Raw genomic sequence first — 22918 nt, forward strand, 5'->3', positions numbered from 1 at the left:
CCTGGATAAGCCTGAGCGCAATCCGGGAAGCCGCCTGGTGCGTTACCCCGTGCGATCCTCCAGGCACAACAGCGTCTCGATCCGGGCCGGGCTCAGGGGCGGGCGCGGGGGTGTGGGTTGCCAGCCGAACAGGAACTGCGCCGCGGGGCCGCAGATGCGGCCCTGGCAGGCGCCCATGCCGCAGCGGCTGGCCAGTTTGGCGTCGACCCAGCCGTTGCATCCGGCGAGGGTGGCATAGGGGACGTCCTCGCAGCGGCAGACCAGGGTGTCGGGGTGGGGCAAGGTCTTCAAGGCCGGCGTGAGGGCGAAGCTGCGCTCCAGCGTGTCGGCGAAGCGTTGCCAGTGCCGGCGCTTCGGCCACAGGGCATGGGCGCGCTCGCGTTCGCCGACGGCGGAATACCCGGCGATGGCGCCCTCGACCAGAGCCCGTTCGCTGCCACCGAAACCGGTGCATTCGCCGGCGGCGTAGTGCCCGGCGCGGCTGGTGCCCTGCCAGGCGTCCACGGCGATGGCCTCGCCGTCGAGGCGGCAGCCCAACGCCTGGCCGAGTTGGGTGTTGGGAATCAGGCCGAAGCCACAGGCCAGCCGTTCGCAGGCGAGTTCGACCACCTTGCCGCCCTGGCGCAGGCGCACCCCTTCCAGGCGGTCCTGGCCGAGGGCTTCCAGCACGTGGCTGTCGCAGCGGTAGCCGGGATCGAACAGGCCGACCGCCTGCGCCACCTTGTTCGGCCACTGCGGCAGGCGCGCCATGAAACCGGCCACGGTGCGCCAGGAGGCCTGTTCGGCGATGCGCAGCACCCGGGCGCCATTGCGTTTCGCAGTGGCGGCGCTGGCCAGTAGCAGCGGCCCGCTGCCGGCAATCACTACCCGTTCGCCGGCCACCGGCAGGTTGCCCTTGATCAGCGCCTGCAGGCCACCAGCGCCGGTGACGCCCGGCAAGGTCCAGCCGGGGAAGGGCAGCAGTCGTTCGCGGGCGCCGGTGCAGAGAATCAGCTTGTCGTAACCGAGGATGAAGCCGCGTTCGGCATCTTCCAGTAGCAGGGCGTTGGGGCTGGCGATAGCGACCACGCGGGTGCCGCAGCGCAGCTCGATGTTGGTGTGCTCCTCCAGTGCTTCGCGGTGCTGCAGGGCGGCCGGCGGCAGATGTGCCTGCGGTCCGTCGCGCCAGATCTGCCCGCCGGGGGCCGGGTTGTCGTCGAGCAGCACGATGCGGGCACCGCTCGCGGCGGCGGCGAGGGCGGCGGCCATCCCGGCGGGGCCGGCGCCGACGATGAGCAGGTCGCAGTGTGCGTTCATGGCCGTGTCTCCACACGCATACCGTCGCGGCACAGGGTCTGGCAGGCCAAGCGCAGATCGCCATCGATGGTCACCCGACATTCCTGGCACACGCCCATGCCGCACAGCGGGGCCCGGCGTTGGCCGCCCACGGAGGTGCGGCTGGTGCCGTCGCCGCCGAGCGCGAGAGCGGCTGCCACGCTGGTGCCGGGGGTCACCCTGAGCGGGCGGCCGTCGAGAGTCAGGTCGGGCATGCGGCGTCTCCGAGAAAGCGTTGGGGCGAGTAGGGGTGCAGCGGCAGCGGCGGCGCTTCGTCGAAGAGCTGCGCGGCGAGCAGTTCGGCGGTGGCCGGCGCGGTGGTCACGCCGAGCCCTTCGTGGCCGACCGCCAGCCACAAGCCGGGGCGTTGCGGATGCTCGCCGACCAGCGGCAGCCCGTCCGGGCTGGCAGCGCGAAAGCCGGTCCAGCTGCGGATGCCGTTGAGCCGGGCCAGGCTGGGCATGAACTCCACCGCGCGACGCAGCATGCGGGCGAGCATCCAGCCCTCCACCTGCGGATCGGTGCTGCCGAACTGGCGTGAGGAGCCGATCAGCAATTGTCCGGTCGGTCGGGGCTGGATGTTGCAGGCCACCGAGGGGCCGGCGCTGTTATGCGCGCTGGTGACGTAGCCAAGCTCCACCAGCGTGTGGTTGACCCGGCCGGGATAGCGGTCGGTGACCAGCAGATGGCCCTTCTTCGGCACGATGGGCAGTTCCGGGCATAGCTCGGTGACCTGGATGCCGTTGGCCAGTACCACGGCGTGCGCCGACAGCCAGGTGCCATCGTCCAGGCGCATGCGGTTGCCGTCGATCTCGACGACCCGTGCCTGCCGTTCGCGGATGCGCTCGGGAAAGGCGCCGAGCAGCCAGCGCGCGACATTGGGGGCATAGACGATACCGTCGCCACTCAGCCTGAGCGCGCCGTGCAAGCCCTCGCGCAGGGCCGGTTCGAGTGCGCGCAGGCGCTCGGCGCCGATCAACTCGCCGGCCACGTTCTGCTCGGCGAGGTTGGCGTGCTTGGCCTCGGCCGCCGCCAGCTCCTCGGCGTTCGCCGCCAACCACAGGGTGCCGTTGTTGCGGTAGGCACAGCCCTCCGGCATGCGCGGTCCCCACTCGCGCCAGCGGCGCAGCGAATGGTCGCTCAGCGCCAGCTCGGCCGGATTGTCGTCGAGGACCAGCAAATGGCCCATGCCCACCGCCGTGGCGCCGCCGCAGCGGGCGTCCAGCACCAGCACGTCGAGGCCGCGCCGGGCCAGTTCGTGGGCGCAGGCGGCCCCGACAATGCCGGCGCCGATGACGATGATGTCCGCCGCGCGTTCTCCGCTCACGGCTGGATGCCCCAGGCGAACGGGTCGTCCTCGTCGATCAGCAGGGTGGCTTCGGCACTGACGTGGGCGCGTCCACGGATGGTCGGCACGATGCGTTCGCCCTGCCATTCGTAATGGCCTTCGAACTGGCTGCCGATGACGCTGGCCTGGCGCCAGACCTCGCCGGGGCGCAGCATGCCGTCGGCCGCCAGGCAGGCCAGCTTGGCGCTGGTGCCGGTGCCGCAGGGCGAGCGGTCGTAGGCCTTGCCGGGGCAGAGCACGAAATTGCGGCTGTCCGCTGTGTCGTCGTCGGCGAACAGTTCGATATGGTCGATCAGGCCGCCGTCTTCGCCGCGGATACCCTGGGCGTCCAGCGCCTGGCGCACGGCCCAGGTGTAATCGGTGAGCGCGTCGAGATTGTCGCCGGCGATGCGCAGGCCATGCTCGGCGACGAGGAAGAACCAGTTGCCGCCCCAGGCGATGTCGCCGACCACCGGGCCGATGCCGGGCACTTCCACGGCGACCGCTTGGCGATAACGGTAGGCGGGCACGTTGCGCACGCTCACCGAGCGGTCCTCGTGGAGCGTCGCTTCCACCGTGCCCACCGGCGTTTCGATGCGGTGCACGCCGGGGCCGATGCGGCCCAGGTGCGCCAGGGACACGACCAGGCCGATGGTGCCGTGGCCGCACATGCCGAGGTAGCCGGCGTTGTTGAAGAAGATGACACCGGCACAGGCAGAGGGATCGACCGGTTCGCAGAGCAGCGCGCCGACCAGTACATCGTTGCCGCGCGGCTCCAGCATACAGGTGCGGCGCCAGTGATCGTGCCGGTCGGCGAGAAGCTGGCGGCGTTCGGCCATGCTGCCGTTGCCGAGATCAGGAAAACCGTCGATGACCAGGCGGGTCGGTTCGCCGCCGGTGTGCGAGTCGAGGATGCGGATGCGCTTCATGGAACCGTTCCTGCGGGGGAGGGAGTGCCTACAAGAATGCGTGTTCCGGATGGCGCCGGCTTGATGGATTTCCACCGGGGCGATGACGAAATCGGCATAGTGAAGTGGGAGGGATGATTCCATCGTAGGGGCGAATTCATTCGCCCGCCCAGCCATTGCCGGGCGAATAAATTCGCCCCTACACGACCGTCCGCTTTTCGTAGGAGCCAGCTCTGCTGGCGAAACCTTTGTGGTAGCCCTTTCGCGAGCAGCGCTCGCCCCTACACCGGCTCCTGCCCGCTTTGGCTGCGCCTGGGCAGATGTTCGTACAGCGTCTGGCAGACGCCTTCGATATGGCTCTGGATCAACCGGGCCGCGCCTTCGGCGTCGCCGTTGCGGCAGGCCTGGAGGATTTCGCGGTGTTCCTGGTCGGCCCGCGCCTTGCCGGCGGACAGGCTCATCTGCAGGCGCAGGTAGCGTTCCAGCTTGTCGTGGATGGAGCGGATCAGGTTGAGCATGAACGGCCGCCCGGCCGGCTCGTAGAGGCAGGCGTGCAACTGCCAGTTCAGTTCGGCCCAGCGGCCGATGTCATCCTCGTCGAGGAAGGCCGCGCAGATGCGCTCGGCGCGGGAGAAGGTCTCTTCGGTCATGTTCGGCACGGCCAGGCGGATCGCCTCGGCTTCGAGCAGCACCCGCACCTCGAACATCTGCGCCAGTTCGGGTTCGGAGAGGCGTGTCACCAGCGCACCCCGGTTGCGCTGGAACACCACCAGCCCCTCGGCCTCCAGGCGCTTCAGCGCCTCGCGCACCGGAATCTTGCTGACGTTGAACTGGCGGGCGATGTCGTCCTGGCGGATCGGCTCGTCTTCGGCGAAGTGGCCGGCGACGATGGCCTCGCGCAGATGACGGGTAATCACGTCAGAGGCGGTGGGGACGATGCCCAGGTTGGGTGTGTTCGACGGAGGTAGGGGCACGCTGTTCGATCCTGTTCAGCCGGCGCTCATTCTACAGTGTGCCCCCGCTGCTCATAGTCCTACGTCAGGCAGTGCGAGACGGTTCTCCAGGGCATGCGCCATCAGTGACTCGACGAAACGGCGATCCGCCTCCGGCAGGGCCAGGCGCGGGGGGCGGGTGAGGGCGGAGCCACGCTGGACAAGGGCTTCGCAAAGCTTGATGCATTGCACCAGATCAGGCCGGGCATCCAGGTGCAGCAGCGGCATGAACCATTCGTAGAGCGGCAGCGCCTCGGCGAGGCGGCTGGCCTTGGCCAGGCGGAACAGCGTCTCGCCCTCCTGCGGGAAGACGTTGGACATCCCCGAGACCCAGCCCTCCGCGCCAACTGCGACGCTTTCCAGCACCACGTCGTCGAGCCCGGCGAACAGCACGAAGCGGTCGCCCACCTCGTTGCGCACGTCGATGAAGCGGCGCGTGTCGCCGGAGGAATCCTTAAAGCAGACGATGTTGTCGCAGTCCGCCAGGGAAATCAGGATGTCGGGCGTCACATCGTTCTTATAGATCGGCGGGTTGTTGTAGACCATCACCGGCAGGTCGGTTTCGGCGGCCACGCTGCGGAAGTGCGCGGCGGTCTCGAACGGCTTGGCGGAGTAGACCAGGGCCGGCATCAGCATGATGCCGTCGGCGCCGGCGCGGGCCACTTCGCGGGCGACCTGGCTGGCGTTGGCGCTGGTGAACTCGGCGACCCCGGCAATCACCGGCACCCGTCCGGCCGACGCATCCTTGGCGATTTCCACCAGGCTGATTTTCTCCCGCAGGCTCAGCGAGGTGTTCTCGCCGACGGTGCCGCAGATCACCAGGCCGGACACCCCGTCCCGTACCAGATTGGCGATGACCCGGTGCGTGGCGTCGAGATCGAGGGAATAGTCGGGGCGGAACTGAGTGGTGACGGCGGGAAACACGCCGCTCCAACCGATGGCTTTGCTCATGATGGCCTCCAAATGGCTATTTGGTATTTCGTATACGATATTTCCAGAAAGCAGAACCTGTGCCAATCCAACTGCGACTGCCACGAAACGGCGCAAAAGCCCATCGCAGGCGGGGTGGGCATGCGGCACGGACAATCTGCGTGGCGCGCACCGGCCACCGGGCTGTTACCTGACGGAGCAGCGATGTCCGCAAAGGAAGCGGGCCGCTCAACGATGGGGCAGGGTGTCGCGGTACTGGCTCGGCGAGAAACCGGTGTGCGCTTTGAACTGGCGGCTGAAGGCGCTGTGGTCGGTATAGCCGCAGCGCAGCGCGATCTCGGTGATCGGCAGGTCGCTGGCCAGCAGGCTCGAGGCAGCGCCCAGCCGGGCACGCAGGATCATCTGCCGCGGGGTGAGCTGGAACAGGCGCTTGCAGTGGCGCTCCAGTTGCGCCACCGAGAGACCGGCCACGGCGGTCAGCTCGGCCAGACTGATCGGCTGGGCGAAGTGCTCGCGGATGTAATCGTCCACCGCCGCCAGCCGCTGATACGCCGGATGGCTGGATTGCGGCGCCAGCAGATCGCAGGAAACGCCGGCCATGCCAATGATGCGGCCCTGGGCGTCGCGCAGCGGCAGCTTGTGGGTCAGGCACCAGCCCGGATGACGGGCCGGGTAGAGGTGCAGCTCCAGGCGGTCGGCGAGACGGATGCCGTCGCGCAACACGCTGCGGTCCTGCGCCGTGTACAGCGGCCCGAAGCGCGCCGGGAACACTTCTTCGGCCGTCCTGCCCAGCAGCGATTGGTTCTCCTCGTAACCACAGCGCTGCGACAGGGTGCGATTGACCATCACATAGCGCGCCTCGCAGTCCTTCACGAAAAACACCACGCTGGGCATCTCGTCCAGCAACGGCGCGACCAGCTCCAGGCTGGCGAGCAGCGTGGGCAGGTCGGGAGCGGTGGCGCGGGGGAGCAGATCGAGCATCGTTCACGCGGGCGAATTGGCCGGGGGTGAGCGGAGGATAAGCGGATAGACGCTTACCTGCCACGCATCGCCAGCAGCAGTGCGCTTGGCGCCAGGCCGGTCCAGCGTTTGAAGGAGCGGCGGAAGTTGGTGGCGTCGTGGAAGCGCAGGTAGGCGGCGACTTCGTCGTTGCTGTAGCCCTTGATCTGGTAGAGGTACAGGGCCAGGTGCAGGCGTGCCTGGTCGTGCTGTTCCTGGTAGCAGGTGTCGTGTTTCTTCAGCTTGCGCTTGAAAGTTGCCGGGCTCATGCCGAAGGCGTCGGCGGCGTGCTCTAGGCCCGGCGCCTGGCGGGCGTGGTCGAGCAGCCAGCGGTACAGGGCGTCGAGCAGGCTGTGCGTGGCGGGCAGGCGTTGCAGCTCGGCGCGGGCCTGTTGCCCGGCCACCAGGGCGGCGGTGGGGGCGGACTGCGGCCAGGGGCGGGTCAGGCAGGCGCGCGGCAGGCGCATCAGGTCGTAGGGACTGGCGAAGTGCAGGTCTTCGCCGAGGTGTACCCAGTACTGTTCGATGTAGCGCGGCCGCGCGTGGCGCAGGTGGATCTGCCAGGGCAGGCGCTCGCCGCCGAGGCGCCGGCTCATGGCGATCACCGCGGCCATGGCGGCCTCGACGAGGAAGCGGAACTGGTGACCGGCGCCGCAATTGTCCTGCCAGTGCAGGTAGGCGTGCTGTTCGTCCAGCAGCAGGCGTGGGCTGAGCAGCGGGAAGAGCAGGGTACGCAGCTCCACCAGTAGCTCCAGCGCCTGTTGCAGGTTGGCCGCCAGGCTCAGGGCCTGGCTGGCGGCGCCGAGCGGGCCGGGCAGCAGGCGCTGGCCGAAGAGGAAGGCGCTGTCGTCGGCATCCAGCAACTGGCGGGCGTTGTCGATCAGTTGGAAGAACTGCTCGGGGCTGACCAGGGTATCGCCGCGCAGGACGTCTTCGTGGAACAGGCCGGTGCCGCGCAGCAGGCGGTGGCTGTTGATCCCGCGCTGCAGGCAGAGGTCGATCAGCGCCGCCGGCTGGCCATGGGCGGCGATGCAGCGGGTGTCGCGCTCGAACCAGGAACCGGACATGTTCAGGCGCTCAGGGCGAGGGGCTGCTTGGCCCGGGCCAGGGCGAGGTTGAGGCGTTGCAGCAGGGCTTCGGCATCTTCGTCCAGGGCCATCGCGGTCGCCACGCTGGCCTTCAGCGGCAGGCGCTCGCCGTGCTGGCGGCTCTTGTGCGCCAGGCTGCGCACGGCCTCGGCCAGTTCGCTGGCGAGCTGGCGCGCCTGGGCCTCGCCGGTGGCCGGCAGGAGCACGACGAAGCGGTCTCCAGCCAGGCGGCAGAGCAGGTCCTGACGGCGCAGGTTGAGCAGCAGTACCTGGGTGACCGCTTGGAGCACGGCGTCGCCTTCGGCATGGCCGTAGCGCTGGTTGATCGCATCGAAGTCGTCGAGGTCCACCGCCACCAGCGACAACGGCACCTGCTCGCGGCGGCTTTCCTGCAGGCTGAGCTGTAACTGGCGGCGCAGGTAGTCGGCGCCGGCCAGGGGAGTGAGCTTGTCGAACAGCAGGTGCTCGCGGAACAGCCGCTCGCGTTTCTCCATCTGCGCGCTGATCGCCAACTGCTCGTGGTGCCAGTGGTACAGCCCGTAGGTGAGCAGCAGCAGGCCGAAGGGCATCGGCGCCGACTCCAACCAGTGGTCCCAGCCGATGGCTTCGGGCATGCGGATGAATTCGTCGAGGCTGTCCACCCACCAGGAGAAGAACACCAGCCCCAGGCCCAGGGTAAGGAGGTTGGTGACACGCCCGGCCGGGCGGCTCTTGAGGATCAGGCACAGCCAGACCAGCGCCAGCAGCGCCGAGCCGCCTTCGCCGAGGATGTCCAGCCACACCCATTCCGCCGGTGCCTTGAGGTCGCCGGCGGCGAGGTGCAGGAGCAGCGCGAGGTTGGCGACCAGGGTCAGGGCCAGCAGTTTCAGGCGGTGCAGACGGAGCAGGGCGGGCATGGACGGGGCCTCGCAGGGAAACGATGGCGCACAGCTCAGCAGAGCCAGATGACCGATTGATGGCAGTCGGGAGGTCAAATCGGCTCATGGGTTTGCGTGACCACACATGCCTTTCTGCTTCATTCCCGGAGCCAACGGCACGCGAGCCGCGCTACCCGGCTACATGCCCTGCGCGGTGGCGGGTCATTTCGGTTCATTTTGCGCGCGAAAGTGCTCTCGAAGCCCCGTTTTCCGGGCCTTTGCGTCGGGCCTGTCACAGAAGCGTCATCCGCTCCGCCTAGCGTGCCCAGCCATCTCGCCGGGCGGCTTGCCCGGTATCAAGACGGGGAGAAACCTGATGATGACCTTCAAGCGCAGCAAGGCCGCCCGACGCGCCGGCCATGCCCTCAGTGCCCTGGCGCTGGCCGTGGCCAGCGGTTCGCTGCTGGCCGCCGAAACCGCCACGGATGTGGTGGAGCACGTGGATGTGGTGGGGCAGGCGGTGAGCCTGGACAAGGCACTCAAGGAGCAGCGCCGCTCGGACAACGTGAAGAGCGTGGTCAGCGCCGATGGCGTGGCGCAGTTGCCCGACGAGAACGTCGCCGAGGCGGTGCAGCGCCTGCCCGGCGTGAGTGTGGAGCGCGACCAGGGCGAAGGCCGCTTCGTCAGCGTGCGCGGCCTGGGGCCGGACATGAATGCCGTGAACATCAACGGCACACTGATCCCGTCGCCCAACGCCGACACCCGCGCCGTGGCCCTGGACGTGCTGCCGTCCGAGCTGGTGCAGTCGCTGTCGGTGGTCAAGACCCTGACCCCGGACATGGACGCCAACTCCCTGGGCGGCACCATCGAAGTGGAAAGCCTGTCTGCCTTCGATCATAAGGGCCTCTTCTATACCGGCAGCGCCGAAGGCAGCTACGACGACAACAGCGGCCAGACCAGTCCGAAGTTCTCCGGGGCGATCAGCGACCGCTTCAGCCTTGGCGACGGCATCGACAACTTCGGCGTGGCCGCCGCGCTGAGCTGGCAGAAGCGCGATTTCGGCTCGGACAACGTGGAAACCGGGGGCGCCTGGGACTTCGAGGACGGCGCCCGGCTGGAGGAGCTGGAGCAGCGCGACTACGACATCACCCGCGAGCGCACCGGCCTGGGCCTGAACTTCGACTACCGCCCGGACGACTTCAACAGCTACTACCTGCGCACCCTCTACAGCCGCTTCAAGGACAGCGAAACGCGCAATGCCGCCGGCGTGGAGTTCGACGACGCTCAGGCACCCGGCGAACGTGGCGATGCCGAAGGCTGGCGCGAACTGAAGTCCCGCGAGGAAACCCAAGAAATCCAATCCTACGTGCTGGGCAGCGAGCACTTGCGCGGCGACTGGACCCTCAACGCCCAGGTCGGCTACAGCCGTTCCAGCGAAGACACGCCCGGGCATATCGCCGGCGCGCTGTTCGAGGGTACCGACGACTTCACCGACGCCGGCTTCGGCAGCACGCGCAAGCCGACCCTGAACATCGGCGAAGCGTTCTACGACGCGAACAACTTCATCCTCGACGAAGTGGAGTGGGCCGAGCAGGACACCACCGACACCGAGAAGAACATCAAGCTCGACCTGGCCCGCGACTACGAGCTGTCCGGCCACGCGGCGCGGGTCAAGTTCGGCGGCAAGCTGAGCCGGCGCGACAAGGATAATGACACCAACGTCTGGACCTATGAGGACTTCGACGACGCCGGCATCGCCGCCGACGACCTGCTGCTCGGTAACTTCACCAAGGGCCGGGTGGACTACGGTCTCGGCCGCTTCGGGCCGGGCATCAGCGACAAGGCGATCAAGCGCCTGCTCGGCGGGCTCGACCGCGCTGACTACTACAACGAAGAAGAGTCGCGCATCGGCGACTACGAGATGAGCGAAGACATCGACGCCGCCTACCTGATGAATACCGTCGACATCGGCGACCTGCGCGTGATCGCCGGCCTGCGCTACGAGGGTACCGATTTCCGCGCCAAGGGCACTGGCCTGCGCGACGGCACCTTCGAGAATATCGAGGCGAGCAACGACTATGACCACTGGCTGCCGGGCCTGCACCTGCGCTACCAACTGGACAAGGACACCCAGCTCCGCGCCGCCTGGACCAACAGCGTGGTGCGTCCGAGCTTCGAGCAACTGGCGCCGGGTTTCCTCATCGATGGCGACGAGGCGGAGTTCGGCAACCCGCAGCTCGATCCGCTGGAGTCCAGCAACTTCGACCTCGGCATCGAGCGCTACCTGGGGCGCGCCGGGGTGGTTTCGGCCTTCGTCTTCTACAAGGACATCGAAAATTTCGTCTACAACACCGACCTCGCCGGCACCGGCGCCTGGACGGACTTCGACGAGGCCAACACCTATGCCAACGGCGACCGCGCCAAGCTGTACGGCCTGGAGCTGGCCTGGTCGCAGAAATTCGACTGGCTGCCGGCGCCGTGGAACGGCCTGCTGCTGGGCGCCAACGCCACCTTCAGCCGCTCCGACGCACGCATCGAAGGACAAGGCCGGCGGCGCGACATCGACCTGCCGTTCCAGTCCGACACCGTGGGCAACCTGATGCTCGGCTGGGAGAACGACAAGCTCAGCCTGCGCCTCTCCGCCAACTACAAGTCCGACTATCTGCAGGAAGTCGCGGCGGTGGACGACAAGGCCCACGACCTCTACGTGGACGACCAGACCTTCGTCGATTTCAGTGCCCGCTACTTCCTCACCAAGGACCTGCAGGTCTCCTTCGAGGCGCAGAACATCACCGACGAGCATTACTACGTCTACACCGGGCGCGACCGCTACAACGCCCAGTACGAGGAATACGGCCCCACCTACAAGCTGGGCCTGACCTTCACCCACTTCTGATCCCCGTCGGCCGCTCTTCCACGGAGAGCGGCGTGTCACAAGGAACACCGTTCGATGAATTCGCTGTTTCTCCGCGCCGCGCTGCTGGCCAGCCTGGCCCTGGCCGGTTGCGACCGCCTGTCCCCCTCGGCGTCGACTCCGCCGCCGTCCGCCGAACCCGTACTGGCCCTGAGCGCCTGGAAAACGCCGGCCGGGCTCGACCTCGAGGCGATCCGTTTCGTCCCCGCCAAGGACGGCGCCCAGCACGACTGGCGTATTGCTGCCAGCGAGCGCCAAGGGTTGCTCCTGCTCAACGGCCAGGGGCGCGAACTGGCGCGCTTGCCGGGTTCGTTCTCCGCGCTAGATCTGCGCTGGGCGGGGTCGCAACTGATCGTCGCCGGGCTGGACGGCGTCGGCCAGCGCGCCGTGCTCGTCGCTCTCGATCCCGCCAGCCACCGCTGGCAGCGCCCGCAGAGCCTGCCGGCGCGCGACTTCGCCCTGGCCGGTCTGTGCCTGTACCGCGACGAGGCGCGCAATCTCTATCTGTTCCTCGTCGGCGAAGAAGGGCAGGGCGAGCAGTGGCTGGTCGGCACCGATGCCGGCCTCACGCCAGAGCCGCGTCGGGTACGCGGGCTGCCGTTGCCGCCGAACGCCGAGCATTGCCAGGTCGACGATGCGGCGAACCGGCTGTTCGTCAACGAAGAGAACGTCGGCCTCTGGGCCTACCCGGCCCACCCGGAGGCCGAGGCCAGCCGTCAGCCGGTGGACCTGCTGCAACCCTTCGGTACTTTGCGTGGCTCGGCCGGCGCCATGGCCAGCCTGCCCGGCGGACTGCTCGCCCTGGACCCCTCCGACGCCGCGCTGCACCTCTACCAGCAACGGGAGGCCGGCTGGCATGCCGTCGCCCGCCTGCCGCTGGAAGGGCTCGGCGAACCGGAGGGACTGGCCCTGCACGAGACAGCCAACGGGCTCGACCTGCTGCTGAGCGACGACGACAGTGGACGGCTCTACCAGGGCCGTCTGGTCTGGAAAGCCGAGCCGGTGCGGCGGCCGCCGGTGCTGCCGAACGTCGCGGCGGTGCGCCAGAGCGAGCCAGTGGGCCGCCATGGCGATGCCGCCGACGACCCGGCGATCTGGGTGCATCCGCAGCGGCCGTCGCGCTCGCGGGTGCTCGGCACCAACAAGAAGCAGGGACTGCTGGCCTACGACCTGGACGGCACGCTGGTGCAAGAGCTGCCGGTGGGCCGCCTGAACAACGTGGACGTCCGCAGCGGCATTCGTCTCGGCGACGCGACGGTGGACCTGGCCGTGGCCAGCAACCGCGACCGCAACAGCATCGCCCTGTTCGCCATCGACCGCGCCAGCGGCGAGTTGCGCGAGGCCGGCGAAATCGCCACGCCGCTGGCGGAAATCTACGGCATCTGCCTGTTCCAGCCGGATTCCGGCGAGCTGTACGCCTTCGCCAACGGCAAGGACGGCACCTTCCTCCAGTACCGCTTGGACGGCACGAGCGGCACGTTGCGTGGCGAGCTGGTGCGGCGCTTCGCGGTGGACAGCCAGCCGGAGGGCTGCGTGGCCGATGATCGCCGCCAGCGCCTGTTCCTCGGCGAGGAAGACAGCGGTGTCTGGGCGGTGGACGCCCGCGCCGAGGAACAGGCGGAACTGACGAGGGTGATGGCGGTGGGCGAGACACTGAAGGCCGATGTCGAGGGCCTCGGCCTATACCATGGCCCGCGCCGCAGCTACCTGGTGGTCTCCAGCCAGGGCAACGACAGCTACGTGGTGCTCGACGCCGAGCCGCCCTACGCGCCGAAGGGCGCCTTCCGGGTTGGACTGAACGGCGCACTGGGCATCGACGGGGCCTCCGAGACGGACGGCCTGGACGTCAGCTCGGCCAACCTCGGCGGGCCTTGGAGCGCCGGCCTGCTGGTGGTACAGGACGGCCGCAAGCGCATGCCCGAGCAGACCCAGAACTTCAAGTTCGTGTCCTGGCGCGCCGTGGCCGACGCCCTCGGCCTGGAATGACGCCGCTGTCATCAGAACGCAACCGCAACGTAATCGAATAACCCAGGCGCCCTTCGTTGAGGAGGGCGACACAACGGAGAGACCCATGCACGCCACCCTCGAACACATGACCGTCTGGAGCCTGGTCAGCGCCGCCTCGCCATTGGTCAAGGGCGTCATGCTCACCCTGCTGCTGGCCTCGCTGGCGAGCTGGTACCTGATCGTCCAGCGCAGTCTGTTGCTGGGCCGCAGCGAGCGGTTGCTGAAGGACTTCCAGCAGCGCTTCCGCCGCGAGTCCGACCTCGCCCGGCTGTACCGCGAGACGCCCGCCGAACCGGATGCGGACGCCGGCCTGGAGCGGCTGTTCCGCGCCGGTTATGGCGAATACCAGCACCTCGGCAACGAACCGGGCGTGGGCGGCGAGGCGGTGATCGATGGCGTCGAGCGCAGCCTGCTGGTGGCCATCAGCGAGGAGGAGGAACGTCTCGGCAAGGGCCTGCCGTTCCTCGCCACCGTCGGTTCGGTCAGCCCCTACATCGGCCTGTTCGGCACCGTGTGGGGCATCATGAACTCCTTCATCGGTCTGTCGCAGGTGCAACAGGCCACCCTGTCCACCGTCGCCCCCGGTATCGCCGAGGCGTTGATCGCAACGGCCATCGGCCTGTTCGCGGCCATCCCGGCGGTGATCGCCTACAACCGCTTCTCCGCCCGCGTGGCCGCCTTCTCCAGCCGCTATTACGCCTTCGGCAACGAGCTGCAGGGGCGCCTGCATCGCCGGTTGCAGGCCGCGGCGCGCCTCGATCGCGCCGCCTGAGGGGAGGGAGCCATGCGCAAGCCCTACAGCCCGCACGGCCCGAAGGCCGAGATGAACGTGGTGCCCTATATCGACGTGATGCTGGTGCTGCTGGTGATCTTCATGGTCACCGCGCCGATGCTCACCCAGGGCGTGAAGATCGACCTGCCAGAGGTCGCCGCCGAAGCGCTGCCCACCGACACCCGCCAGCAGATCCTCACCCTCTCGGTGACGGCCGACGGCGGCTACTACTGGAACCTCGGCAGCGAGCTGGACACCGAACGGCACACGGACAGTGCCGTGAGCCTGGAAGAAATGACCGCCCAGGTGAGCGCCATCGTCGCCGCGCGCAGCGACACCCAGGTCTACATCCGCGCCGACGGCGATGCCCGCTACGACACGGTGGTCGCCGGCATGGCCGCCTTGCAGCGGGGCGGGGTGCGCAATGTCGGCCTGGTCACCGAGGCCCCCCAGCCATGAGGGCCGAACCCATGCCGACAGCCGTCGGTTGGCCGGCGCTGGCCTGGCCATCCCGCGCCTGGCGCCGTCAGGCATTGGCCGTGGTGCTGGCGGTTGCGCTGCATGCCCTGGCCCTGGCCGCGCTGCTGGCGCACTGGCAACCCTCGACACCGGCCGAGCCGCAGGTGCGGACCCTATCGACCCGGTTGATCCAGTTGCCGCCGCCCGCACCGTCCGTGCCTGAGGTACAGGCCCCGCCACCGGTGACGGAACCGTCCAAGCCGGTGGAAGCGTCCAAGCCCGATCCGCAGGTACGCCAACGGGAATTGGAGCAGGCTGCCCTGGCACGCAAACGGCTGGAGGAACAGCGCCAGCGCGAACGCCTCGAACAGGCGCAGCGCGAGCGGCAGCGTGAGGAACGCGAACGCCTCGAACGCGAGGCACAGGCCCGTGAGCAGGCGCAGGCCCGCCAGCGCGAGGAGCAGCAGCGCCTGCAAGCCGAAGCCGCCGCCCGTGCCGATGCCAGCCGGCCGTACCTGCCCATCGCCAAGGAGGCTCCGGAATACCCGGATCGCGCCTTGGACAAGGGTATCGAGGGCGACTGCACCGTCAGCTACACCGTCACCCCGGACGGTCGCGTGGAAAACCCCAAGGTGATCGGCGAGTGCCATCCATTGTTCGTCCGCCCCTCGCTGGCCGCCGCCAGGACCTTCCGCTACCAGCCGCGTATCGTCGATGGCCGCGCGGTCGCCGTCCCCGACGTGAAGAACACCTTCCACTACCGTATCGAATGAACCGCGCGCCGCCGCGAGTCTCCAAACGGGGCACAGCGGACCGGCGCCGACAGACAGGGAGATTTCCATGAGCCATGACCATCGCCATTTCCACGAACGCCTGGAGAGCCAGGACGACCAGTCGATCAACCCCAGCGCGAACCCGCCGCTGGCCGAGCTGATCGATCCAGCCCGGCGCAACGTCCTCAAGGGCGGCCTGACCCTCGCCGCCCTCGGCTTCTTCGGCGGCGGCCTGAGCGCCTGCGCCAAGGCCAGTGCCAGCCCGCTGCTGGGCTTCAAGGGCGTGCCGGTGCAGCTCGACCCCGGTTTCGACCGCGTGCTGGTCGCCGAGGGCTACCGTGCGGTGCCGTTCTTCTCCTGGGGCGATCCGGTGGAGTCCGGCGCCCCGGTCTGGAAGGCGGACGCCAGCGATGACTGGCAAGCCCAGCTCAAGCAGGCCGGCGACAACCATGACGGCATGAACTTCTTCCCCTTCGAAGGGGAGACCGACCGTGGCCTGCTGGTGATGAACCACGAATACATCAACCCGCCGCTGCATCCTTCCGGCACCATCGACCTGAGCAAGCCGCGTCCGCTGGACGAGGTGCGCAAGGAGCAGGCCGCCCATGGCGTCTCGGTGATCGAAGTGAAGAAGGGCAAGGACGGCCAGTGGCAACGCGTCATGGAATCGCCCTACAACCGCCGCATCACCATGCTCACGCCGATGCGCATCGCCGGTCCCCTGGCCGGCCACGCGCTGATGAAGACCGCATCCGACCCGGCCGGCCTGGAAGTGCTCGGCACCCTCAACAACTGCGCCACCGGCGTCACCCCCTGGGGCACCTTCCTCACCTGCGAGGAAAACTGGCCGAACTACTTCATCAACCGCGACCCGGCCGACTACACCCAGCGCGTTTCGCACAAGCGCTATGGCCTGTCCAACAGCGGCACCAGCAAGTACTACGCCTGGGAGACCGCCGACGCACGCTTCGATGCCACGCCCGCTGCCGACCAGCCCCATGGCGGCCACGTGAACGAGCCGAACCGCTTCGGCTGGGTGGTGGAAATCGATCCCTTCGACCCCAAGGCGCAACCGATCAAGCGTACCGCCTTCGGTCGCTTCAGCCGCGAATGCGCGGCGTTGTCCCTGGGCGGCGACGGGCGCATGGCGTTCTACTCCGGCGACGACGCCAAGGGCGAATACGTCTACAAGTTCGTTCCCACCGGGCGCTTCGACGCCGCCAACCCCAAGGTCAGCCGCGACTTGCTGGACGAAGGCACCCTCTACGCCGCGCGCTTCGACGCGGACGGCAACGGCCACTGGCTGGCCCTGGTCCACGGTCAGAACGGCCTGACTGAGGAAAACGGCTTCGCCAGCCAGGCCGAGGTGCTGGTCAACGCCCGCGCCGCCGCCGACCGTGCCGGCGCCACCCCCATGGACCGCCCCGAATGGGCCGCCGTCCATCCCACCAGCCGCGAGGTCTACGTCACCCTCACCAACAACGACGGGCGCGGCAGCAAGCAACCCGTGGACAAGGCCAACCCCCGGCCGAACAACCTGCACGGGCAGATTCTGCGCATCGCCGAACAGGGCGCCGACCCCACCGCCACCGCGTTCACCTGGGAGCTCTTCCTCCTCGCCGGCGAAGCCAAGGGGGCCAAGGACAAGGACGGCAAGCCGGTGCCGGCCAACCTCGTCGGCACCATCCAGGGCGACCTGTTCTCCTCCCCGGACGGCCTGGCCTTCGATGCCCAGGGCCGCCTGTGGATCCAGACCGACTTCGACGACGCCGAAGCCGCCATGCACAACATGGGTTGCAACATGCTCCTCTGTGCCGACCCCGCCACCCGCGAAGTCCGCCGCTTCCTTGTCGGCCCGCGTGGCTGCGAAATCACTGGCCTGGCCTGGAGTCCCGATGGCAAGGCCCTCTGGGCCAACATTCAACACCCCGGCCTCAGCTACCCCGCCAGCGACGGCAAGACCCGACCGCGCTCGACCACGGTGCTGATCACCAAGGAGGATGGTGGGGTGATTGGGGGCTGAGGGGGAGGGCAGATTCGGTGCTGCTACTTTGACAGCATTCGGATCGGCGTCTAAGTCTTAAGGAGGTTTGCAGGCAGATATTTGAATGAGACTGACAGGGATGTTCATCGCAGCTTGCTTAGCAAGTGGCTGCTCGTTTGTATCCGTGAAGGGGGCGCAGTCGAGCCAGCACTTTATCAACATTGGTCCGGTCGATCTGCGCGCCGATATGCCTGCTCGGGCAATCGTTACATCGACGTTCGGAATCGGTGCAACCAGCATCCAGGGAACAAGCAATCTTGGCTATCTGAGCCAGGAGATCGTTGCCATTCCTTCCCCCTCGTCCTGCAGCCTCATTCTCATCGTTCGCAGCCACAAACAAGTCGAACAAATAAAACGAGCACTGGGCGAAACCATCGACCGTGTTTGCTCGAACATGGAGGCTATACCTTGAGCAAGCGACTACTCATGATTTTGGGGCTGATTACCCTGAATGGCTGCGCAGACAGAACTCCCCTGGTCTTCGTCTCCAAAACTTCGGTTGGAGTAGATGTATCTGCACCAGGAGCCGGTACCGGTGAATTCAGCGCATCCATCGGCGTAAACAGTCTGGATGCCGCTTATGTGCCAGCCGTTGAAATTACATCGACTGGCGAGACCTTCAACCAAGTGAAATCCGGGGAATCGCTCTCGCCGCAGGAGCGTGGGGTGTTAGCGGCCAAGCTTGCGGATCAGATCGACAGTGAAACTCGGATCATGACCCGCTCCCAGCAAGAGCTGGATAATGCTGGGACAGACCCGGCCAAGGCGCAAGCCCAGCAGCGGATCGAGCAATCCCGCCAGAGAATTCAGGCTCTTAGCGAATACCTCTCGAATGTACTCAACCGTGATGATGCCTTGTCTGTATTCTCGGCTTTCGACTCCAATACTATTCTTCGTGCCGATAGTGCCGGACAAGGTTTCGGCAAAGTCTTCGCTACAGGCCTTGCTGCCCAGAATGTCTCCCTTAAATTCAGTCAACAGGCACAAGCATTGGCGAGTTGTAAAGCACAGGTGGCACCTACTGCTGCAAAGCTTGCGGCGGAAACTGACCAGGCGAGCAAGGAACTTGCACTAAAGCTCTTGGACGCCTGCAAATAACAACGATGAGTAGTCCGTAACTTTCACTAAACGGTCATCCAGGGTGGGATAGGCCAATCTCCTGTGCGGCAAAAATTCGATCACCCCTGTCGATTTCCCTTCATCCCATTCGACTAGAAGAGCGCGCGCCCTCCAGACAAAAACGGAGCGCTACGCTCTTCTTGCCAACCCAGGAGTTTTGCCCATGTCTCTCCAACTCTTTGCCCATCCGTTTTCTTCCTACTGTCAGAAGGTACTGATCGCGCTCTACGAGAACGAGCTGTCCTTTGAGTTTCGCCTGTTGGCGCCGGACGAGCCTGGGAACGGGGCGGAGTTTCAGGCGTTGTGGCCGATGCGAAAGATGCCGGTGTTGGTGGATGGCGGCAGGACGGTGGTCGAGTCGAGCATCATCATCGAGTACCTGGGGCTGCATCATCCGGGACCGGTGCGGTTGTTGCCCGAGGGGACGGAGGCGGCGTTGGAGACGAGGATGATGGATCGCTTCTTCGATAACTACGTGATGACGCCGATGCAGAAGTTCGTGTTCGACAGCCTGCGGCCGGCGGATAAACGCGATGCCTATGGTGTCGAGGAGGCGGGGGCGTTGCTGGAGCGGGCGTATGCCTGGCTGGACGAAGTACTGGCCGGGCGTAGCTGGGCGGCGGGGGAGGCGTTCAGTCTGGCGGATTGCGCGGCGGCGCCGGCGTTGTTCTATGCCGACTGGGTGCATCCCATCGCCGAGTCGTTCGAGCGGGTGCGGGCCTATCGGCAGCGTTTGCTGGCACGGCCGTCGTTCGCTCGGGCGGTGGAGGAGGCGCGGCCGTATCGGACGCTGTTTCCGTTGGGGGCGCCGGATCGCGATTGAGCCGGTGCTTGCCCGAATCGGTCGCAGCTCAGACACTAGGCGTTTTCCCAGTGATCCGAGGAGAACGCCTTGAGCTTGTCGATACGCCCAGCCGTCCCCAGCGATGCGGCGCAGATTCTGGCCTTCATCACCGAACTCGCTACCTATGAGAAGGCTGCGCACGAGGTCGTCGCCAGCGTGGCAGACATCGAGCGCACGCTGCTCGCCGAACGGGCGCCGAGCCGTGCGCTGATCTGCGAGCAGGACGGCAAGCCGATTGGTTTCGCCGTGTATTTCTACAGCTATTCCACTTGGCTGGGGCGCAACGGGATCTACCTGGAAGACCTGTATGTCACGCCGGACAGCCGTGGCAGCGGTGCCGGCAAGGCGCTGCTCCGCCAGCTCGCCCGCGAGGCCTGTGACAACGACTGCGGACGGTTGGAGTGGAGCGTGTTGGACTGGAACGAGCCGGCGATAGGTTTCTACGACTCCATCGGCGCCCAGCCGCAGAAGGAGTGGATTCGCTATCGCTTGGATGGCGAGGCGCTGCGGAGCTTTGCCGAAGGGGCCTAAGGCTTCAGTAGGATCGAATCCGCCTCGCTGACGAAGGCGGTGCGGCTGCGGCGGTCGTAGAGGCAAAGCTCTTGGCCCATCCGGCCTTCCATGTGCGGTTGCGGGTAGCGGCCGCGCAGGAGGATGGCGGTGAGGCTGAGCCGGTCCGGGTATTCGATGAGCTTGCCGACCGGCCGGGGTTGTTCCAGCCCGCTGGCCTTCATGCATGCGGCCAGCACGGCTTTCTTGTGTTCTGTCCAGGCCTCGGGCGTGGCGGCGAGCGCCGGCAAGGCGAGGGCGCCGCAGAGGACGGCGACTCGAGAGAAGGTCGTCATGCCGGACAAGCCTAGCTCACGGACGGGCGCGCATCAGCTTGTCAGTCGCGACAGTCGGAGCCCTGGCGCACATACACCAGGGTATGGACCTCGCCCTTGGAGTCCTTGTAGGTCATGATCGCTTCGCCCGGCATGCAGCCGGATGGTTCGGTGGTGGAGATGGCCTGGGCGACGTCCAGGTCCATGCCGTAGTGGTAGACCTGCCGGTCTTCCGCGGTGGCCCAGGGGGAGGCCAGTGCCAGGCCGAGCATCAGGTAGGTGCTTTTCATCGCTCGTCTCCGAGAGAGTCGCCATCACCCTATCGCTCGGGGCGGGCAGGAAAAACGGCCGGGCGTGCAAGGCAACCTTGCACGCGTCGCAACAATGCTCAGGCCCAGCAGGCGGGATCGTCGAGCATCGCCCGGTAGCGCTCCAGCGCCTTGGGCAGCTCCTGTTTGAGGAATTCGATCCAGGTGCTCACCTTTGCATCGAGGAAGCGCCGTGACGGGTACACGGCGTAGACGCTCTTTTCGTGCAGGCTGTGATGCGGCAGGACCCGCACCAGCCCACCGCGCTGGATGGCGCGGGCGGCGACGAAGTCGGGCAGCAGACAGATGCCCATGCCGGCTTCGGCGGCGTTGGCCATGGCCTCGGCGACGTTGACCTGGAAGGTTTCGCCGAGGCGCAGCGGCTGTTCCTTGCCGTCCACCGTGAAGGCCCAGTGGTCGCCGAACACCGGGTCGACCAGCAACAGGCAGCGGTGCTCGGCGAGATCGTCCGGCGTCTGCGGGATGCCGTGTTTTTCCAGGTAGGCCGGGGCGGCGCAGATGACGCTGTGGATGTTGCCGAGGTACTGGCCGATCAGCTCCGAGTCGGGCAGGTCGCGGGCTAGGGTGATGACTACGTCGTGACCCTCTTCCAGCAGGTCCGGAAAGCGTTGCGACAGGGTCATGTCCAGGTGCACGTCCGGGTAGAGCGCGCCGTAGCGGGCCGCCAGCGGCGCGAGCAACTGGATGCCGAGGCCGGTGATGGAGTGCACCCGCAGGCGGCCCTTGGGCATCAGATGGGCACCGCTGGCCTCGGCGTTGGCGTCGTCGATGTCGGTGAGAATCTGCCGGGCGCGGGCGAGGTAGCGGCTGCCTGCTTCGGTGAGGGCAAGGCGCCGGGTGGAGCGCTGCAGCAGGCGCGCCTGCAGGTGGCTTTCCAGCTCGGAGACCAACCGCGACACCTGTGCCGTGGAGAATTCCAGGGCGCGGGCGGCGGCGGTGAAACTCCCGGCATCGGCGACGCGGACGAAAACGCGCATTGCCTGAACGATATCCATGCAACTGTTACCTCGTACGTAAACCTGCTTTGCCTGCAGGGCGGTTTTTGCGGAGCGGAGCGCCTTCCATACTGCGCGCCCGTGTCGTGGTATTGCCTCGGCCGGCGATGTTCCCTGTCCGAGGTTTTTCATGACGCCCGATCAACGATTTGCCCGCTGGGTCCAAATCGCTATCGCCGCGCTGGTTCTGGGCGCATGTCGAGCCCTGCTGTTCCGCCTCGACCCGGAGCCGTTCCGTCTGCCCGTGCGGCAGGCGGAGCTGGCGGTGGAACAGGCGATCCAGGGACAACGCCGAGCTGGACGCCAACCTGCAAGCCGCCGAGGCATCGGTGGGCGCCGCCCACGCCAGCCTCGTCGAACTCAGCGCGCAGAGCCGCCGTCTCGAAACGCTGCTGGGCAAGCGCTACGTGCCGCGCCAGCAGTACGAGCAGGTGGAAGCCAATCGCCTTATGGCCGCTGCCGAGCTGCGGGCGGCGCAGGCGAAGGTCACCGAGATCGCGGCACGGCGCGGCCGTCGGGATGGTGAAAATCTGCACTTTCCTGCACCAGTGCCTGCGTATCGCCGGGGGCGGCACCCTGGCGTTCTTCCTGTGCAAACTGTTCGATGCCGAATACGGCGCGTTCTTCTGCATTTATCCGGTATTGCGGCTTGGGTTGGTGCCACGGCTGAACCGGCATGTCGTCCGTCAGTTCGTCGCCCAGGGGTTGGTAGTCAACCTGAGGTCAGCGTGCTGTACGGTCTGTTCGGTGACCGGCCGCTGTTGTTGACGCTGGTCGCCGGTGTTCATCGTTCACCGTCTGCTCAACCGCTTCCCGCCCGTCCGCCATCAGAGCTATTGATTCCGTGTGGAACGAAAAAAGGCCGCTCGAGGGAGCGGCCGAAGGGACGTCGATAAAAAGGGAGCAATCACATCATCAACGTCAGGAGGAGCAGGGGGGCGCGGTATCAACTATCGCGGTCTTCGTCGGTTTGGGCGCTGGTCTGCACTCGCTTGCGGTCGGTGCCCTGGCTGCGCTTAGCGACGGTTTCGGCGGCTTGCTTGCCTTGCTGGAAGGCCAGGGTGCGCTCGACGAAGGCGGCGGATTCCTCGGCCAGGCTCAGTTGCGAAACCAGCAGGGAAGAGGCGGAAAGAACGGCTGCGGCAAGAAGGTGACGTTTCATATCAGTGTCCTCGTTCGGTCAGTTCAGGAGCCACTTCATCCTAGGGAGGAGCGAAAATCGGAAAAATAGCTGCGGTTGAGAATGACTATTTCGTATTGCGCAACAAAGGGGGCTTGAGGGGGACGCGGAGCGTCCCGGGCTGCGTTCCCACGCAGAGCGTGGGAACGATCCTTCGGTACATCAGCTGATGCGGTTGGCACCTACGCGGTCGGAACCATCTTCGGCGACGCGGTTGGCGCCAACGCGATCAGAACCACCTTC

24 protein-coding genes are annotated in these 22918 nt (G+C 66.9%); 11 read left to right on the top strand and 13 right to left on the bottom strand.

Going from position 1 to position 22918, the window contains the following annotated elements; all coding sequences use genetic code 11:
* Positions 1 to 42: 42 nt before the first annotated feature.
* From PIN01S_RS25520 to PIN01S_RS25560, 9 genes are all read right to left on the bottom strand, one after another.
* A complete protein-coding gene (locus PIN01S_RS25520) occupies positions 43 to 1296 on the bottom strand; it encodes an NAD(P)/FAD-dependent oxidoreductase (protein ID WP_084339724.1) in 1254 nt (417 codons plus the stop codon).
* Positions 1293 to 1529 (bottom strand): (2Fe-2S)-binding protein, encoded by a 237-nt coding sequence (locus tag PIN01S_RS25525; protein ID WP_084339725.1) that lies wholly within the window; start codon positions 1527 to 1529, stop codon positions 1293 to 1295. Before PIN01S_RS25525 ends, PIN01S_RS25520 begins: the two co-directional genes overlap by 4 nt.
* Entirely contained in the window at positions 1517 to 2641 is a 1125-nt protein-coding gene (locus PIN01S_RS25530) for an NAD(P)/FAD-dependent oxidoreductase (RefSeq protein ID WP_244506050.1), read from the bottom strand. Before PIN01S_RS25530 ends, PIN01S_RS25525 begins: the two co-directional genes overlap by 13 nt.
* Positions 2638 to 3570, bottom strand: coding sequence for a 4-hydroxyproline epimerase (locus PIN01S_RS25535; protein WP_084339727.1), 933 nt, complete (start codon positions 3568 to 3570; stop codon positions 2638 to 2640). Before PIN01S_RS25535 ends, PIN01S_RS25530 begins: the two co-directional genes overlap by 4 nt.
* Positions 3571 to 3830: 260 nt before the next feature.
* On the bottom strand, positions 3831 to 4523 hold the full coding sequence (locus PIN01S_RS25540; RefSeq protein WP_084339728.1) for a GntR family transcriptional regulator: 693 nt from the start codon (positions 4521 to 4523) through the stop codon (positions 3831 to 3833).
* Between the two features lie 51 nt (positions 4524 to 4574).
* Positions 4575 to 5492, bottom strand: coding sequence for a dihydrodipicolinate synthase family protein (locus tag PIN01S_RS25545; protein ID WP_084339729.1), 918 nt, complete (start codon positions 5490 to 5492; stop codon positions 4575 to 4577).
* 207 nt (positions 5493 to 5699) lie between these two features.
* Positions 5700 to 6452 (bottom strand): AraC family transcriptional regulator, encoded by a 753-nt coding sequence (locus tag PIN01S_RS25550; RefSeq protein WP_084339730.1) that lies wholly within the window; start codon positions 6450 to 6452, stop codon positions 5700 to 5702.
* Positions 6453 to 6505: 53 nt separating this feature from the next.
* Positions 6506 to 7543 (bottom strand): AraC family transcriptional regulator, encoded by a 1038-nt coding sequence (locus PIN01S_RS25555; RefSeq protein ID WP_170837236.1) that lies wholly within the window; start codon positions 7541 to 7543, stop codon positions 6506 to 6508.
* Positions 7540 to 8454, bottom strand: coding sequence for a GGDEF domain-containing protein (locus tag PIN01S_RS25560; protein WP_084339732.1), 915 nt, complete (start codon positions 8452 to 8454; stop codon positions 7540 to 7542). Before PIN01S_RS25560 ends, PIN01S_RS25555 begins: the two co-directional genes overlap by 4 nt.
* Before the next feature lie 340 nt (positions 8455 to 8794).
* Between PIN01S_RS25560 and PIN01S_RS25565 the strand changes: the two genes are divergently transcribed.
* The 10 genes from PIN01S_RS25565 (at position 8795) to PIN01S_RS25610 (ending at position 19878) form a co-directional block, all read left to right on the top strand.
* The gene (locus PIN01S_RS25565; protein ID WP_425287698.1) at positions 8795 to 11311 is read left to right on the top strand and encodes a TonB-dependent receptor; all 2517 of its coding nucleotides are present in this window, start codon (positions 8795 to 8797) and stop codon (positions 11309 to 11311) included.
* A 54-nt stretch (positions 11312 to 11365) separates the two neighbouring features.
* Complete coding sequence (locus PIN01S_RS25570) at positions 11366 to 13315, top strand: phytase (RefSeq protein WP_084339734.1); 1950 nt, start codon at positions 11366 to 11368, stop codon at positions 13313 to 13315.
* Between the two features lie 85 nt (positions 13316 to 13400).
* On the top strand, positions 13401 to 14108 hold the full coding sequence (gene tolQ / locus PIN01S_RS25575; RefSeq protein ID WP_084339735.1) for a protein TolQ: 708 nt from the start codon (positions 13401 to 13403) through the stop codon (positions 14106 to 14108).
* 12 nt (positions 14109 to 14120) lie between these two features.
* On the top strand, positions 14121 to 14567 hold the full coding sequence (gene tolR, locus PIN01S_RS25580) for a protein TolR (RefSeq protein WP_084339736.1): 447 nt from the start codon (positions 14121 to 14123) through the stop codon (positions 14565 to 14567).
* 11 nt (positions 14568 to 14578) lie between these two features.
* Complete coding sequence (locus PIN01S_RS25585; RefSeq protein ID WP_090257387.1) at positions 14579 to 15340, top strand: energy transducer TonB; 762 nt, start codon at positions 14579 to 14581, stop codon at positions 15338 to 15340.
* A gap of 67 nt (positions 15341 to 15407) precedes the next feature.
* Positions 15408 to 17363, top strand: coding sequence for a PhoX family protein (locus PIN01S_RS25590; protein ID WP_084339738.1), 1956 nt, complete (start codon positions 15408 to 15410; stop codon positions 17361 to 17363).
* A 100-nt stretch (positions 17364 to 17463) separates the two neighbouring features.
* Positions 17464 to 17796, top strand: coding sequence for a hypothetical protein (locus tag PIN01S_RS25595; RefSeq protein ID WP_084339739.1), 333 nt, complete (start codon positions 17464 to 17466; stop codon positions 17794 to 17796).
* Positions 17793 to 18482, top strand: a complete 690-nt coding sequence (locus tag PIN01S_RS26605) for a hypothetical protein (protein ID WP_090257383.1) — start codon at positions 17793 to 17795, stop codon at positions 18480 to 18482. Before PIN01S_RS25595 ends, PIN01S_RS26605 begins: the two co-directional genes overlap by 4 nt.
* A gap of 184 nt (positions 18483 to 18666) precedes the next feature.
* On the top strand, positions 18667 to 19326 hold the full coding sequence (locus PIN01S_RS25605; RefSeq protein ID WP_084339741.1) for a glutathione S-transferase family protein: 660 nt from the start codon (positions 18667 to 18669) through the stop codon (positions 19324 to 19326).
* A gap of 69 nt (positions 19327 to 19395) precedes the next feature.
* Entirely contained in the window at positions 19396 to 19878 is a 483-nt protein-coding gene (locus tag PIN01S_RS25610) for a GNAT family N-acetyltransferase (RefSeq protein WP_084339742.1), read from the top strand.
* On the opposite strand, the gene PIN01S_RS25615 is transcribed toward PIN01S_RS25610, so the two are convergent.
* The 3 genes from PIN01S_RS25615 to PIN01S_RS25625 form a co-directional block, all read right to left on the bottom strand.
* Positions 19875 to 20192, bottom strand: coding sequence for a hypothetical protein (locus PIN01S_RS25615; protein ID WP_084339743.1), 318 nt, complete (start codon positions 20190 to 20192; stop codon positions 19875 to 19877). The two genes, PIN01S_RS25610 and PIN01S_RS25615, sit on opposite strands and share 4 nt — an antisense overlap.
* Before the next feature lie 41 nt (positions 20193 to 20233).
* Complete coding sequence (locus tag PIN01S_RS25620; protein ID WP_084339744.1) at positions 20234 to 20461, bottom strand: DUF2790 domain-containing protein; 228 nt, start codon at positions 20459 to 20461, stop codon at positions 20234 to 20236.
* 98 nt (positions 20462 to 20559) lie between these two features.
* On the bottom strand, positions 20560 to 21495 hold the full coding sequence (locus PIN01S_RS25625; protein ID WP_084339745.1) for a LysR family transcriptional regulator: 936 nt from the start codon (positions 21493 to 21495) through the stop codon (positions 20560 to 20562).
* Positions 21496 to 22014: 519 nt separating this feature from the next.
* Between PIN01S_RS25625 and PIN01S_RS25630 the strand changes: the two genes are divergently transcribed.
* Entirely contained in the window at positions 22015 to 22263 is a 249-nt protein-coding gene (locus PIN01S_RS25630; RefSeq protein WP_244506049.1) for a DUF2955 domain-containing protein, read from the top strand.
* A gap of 178 nt (positions 22264 to 22441) precedes the next feature.
* On the opposite strand, the gene PIN01S_RS25635 is transcribed toward PIN01S_RS25630, so the two are convergent.
* A complete protein-coding gene (locus PIN01S_RS25635; RefSeq protein WP_084339746.1) occupies positions 22442 to 22657 on the bottom strand; it encodes a hypothetical protein in 216 nt (71 codons plus the stop codon).
* Positions 22658 to 22918 lie beyond the last annotated feature (261 nt).

Origin of the sequence: Pseudomonas indica NBRC 103045, from assembly GCF_002091635.1 — a bacterium.
GTDB lineage: Bacteria > Pseudomonadota > Gammaproteobacteria > Pseudomonadales > Pseudomonadaceae > Pseudomonas_M > Pseudomonas_M indica.

What these genes read in the sequence shown, in the direction of transcription:
- PIN01S_RS25520 (WP_084339724.1), bottom strand. Translation starts at nt 1,296, where the DNA reads ATGAACGCACACTGCGACCTGCTCATCGTCGGCGCCGGCCCCGCCGGG.
- PIN01S_RS25525 (WP_084339725.1), bottom strand. Translation starts at nt 1,529, where the DNA reads ATGCCCGACCTGACTCTCGACGGCCGCCCGCTCAGGGTGACCCCCGGC.
- PIN01S_RS25535 (WP_084339727.1), bottom strand. Translation starts at nt 3,570, where the DNA reads ATGAAGCGCATCCGCATCCTCGACTCGCACACCGGCGGCGAACCGACC.
- PIN01S_RS25545 (WP_084339729.1), bottom strand. Translation starts at nt 5,492, where the DNA reads ATGAGCAAAGCCATCGGTTGGAGCGGCGTGTTTCCCGCCGTCACCACT.
- PIN01S_RS25550 (WP_084339730.1), bottom strand. Translation starts at nt 6,452, where the DNA reads ATGCTCGATCTGCTCCCCCGCGCCACCGCTCCCGACCTGCCCACGCTG.
- PIN01S_RS25560 (WP_084339732.1), bottom strand. Translation starts at nt 8,454, where the DNA reads ATGCCCGCCCTGCTCCGTCTGCACCGCCTGAAACTGCTGGCCCTGACC.
- PIN01S_RS25565 (WP_425287698.1), top strand. Translation starts at nt 8,795, where the DNA reads ATGACCTTCAAGCGCAGCAAGGCCGCCCGACGCGCCGGCCATGCCCTC.
- PIN01S_RS25570 (WP_084339734.1), top strand. Translation starts at nt 11,366, where the DNA reads ATGAATTCGCTGTTTCTCCGCGCCGCGCTGCTGGCCAGCCTGGCCCTG.
- tolQ (WP_084339735.1), top strand. Translation starts at nt 13,401, where the DNA reads ATGCACGCCACCCTCGAACACATGACCGTCTGGAGCCTGGTCAGCGCC.
- tolR (WP_084339736.1), top strand. Translation starts at nt 14,121, where the DNA reads ATGCGCAAGCCCTACAGCCCGCACGGCCCGAAGGCCGAGATGAACGTG.
- PIN01S_RS25585 (WP_090257387.1), top strand. Translation starts at nt 14,579, where the DNA reads ATGCCGACAGCCGTCGGTTGGCCGGCGCTGGCCTGGCCATCCCGCGCC.
- PIN01S_RS25590 (WP_084339738.1), top strand. Translation starts at nt 15,408, where the DNA reads ATGAGCCATGACCATCGCCATTTCCACGAACGCCTGGAGAGCCAGGAC.
- PIN01S_RS25595 (WP_084339739.1), top strand. Translation starts at nt 17,464, where the DNA reads ATGTTCATCGCAGCTTGCTTAGCAAGTGGCTGCTCGTTTGTATCCGTG.
- PIN01S_RS25605 (WP_084339741.1), top strand. Translation starts at nt 18,667, where the DNA reads ATGTCTCTCCAACTCTTTGCCCATCCGTTTTCTTCCTACTGTCAGAAG.
- PIN01S_RS25615 (WP_084339743.1), bottom strand. Translation starts at nt 20,192, where the DNA reads ATGACGACCTTCTCTCGAGTCGCCGTCCTCTGCGGCGCCCTCGCCTTG.
- PIN01S_RS25620 (WP_084339744.1), bottom strand. Translation starts at nt 20,461, where the DNA reads ATGAAAAGCACCTACCTGATGCTCGGCCTGGCACTGGCCTCCCCCTGG.
- PIN01S_RS25625 (WP_084339745.1), bottom strand. Translation starts at nt 21,495, where the DNA reads ATGGATATCGTTCAGGCAATGCGCGTTTTCGTCCGCGTCGCCGATGCC.
- PIN01S_RS25630 (WP_244506049.1), top strand. Translation starts at nt 22,015, where the DNA reads ATGGTGAAAATCTGCACTTTCCTGCACCAGTGCCTGCGTATCGCCGGG.
- PIN01S_RS25635 (WP_084339746.1), bottom strand. Translation starts at nt 22,657, where the DNA reads ATGAAACGTCACCTTCTTGCCGCAGCCGTTCTTTCCGCCTCTTCCCTG.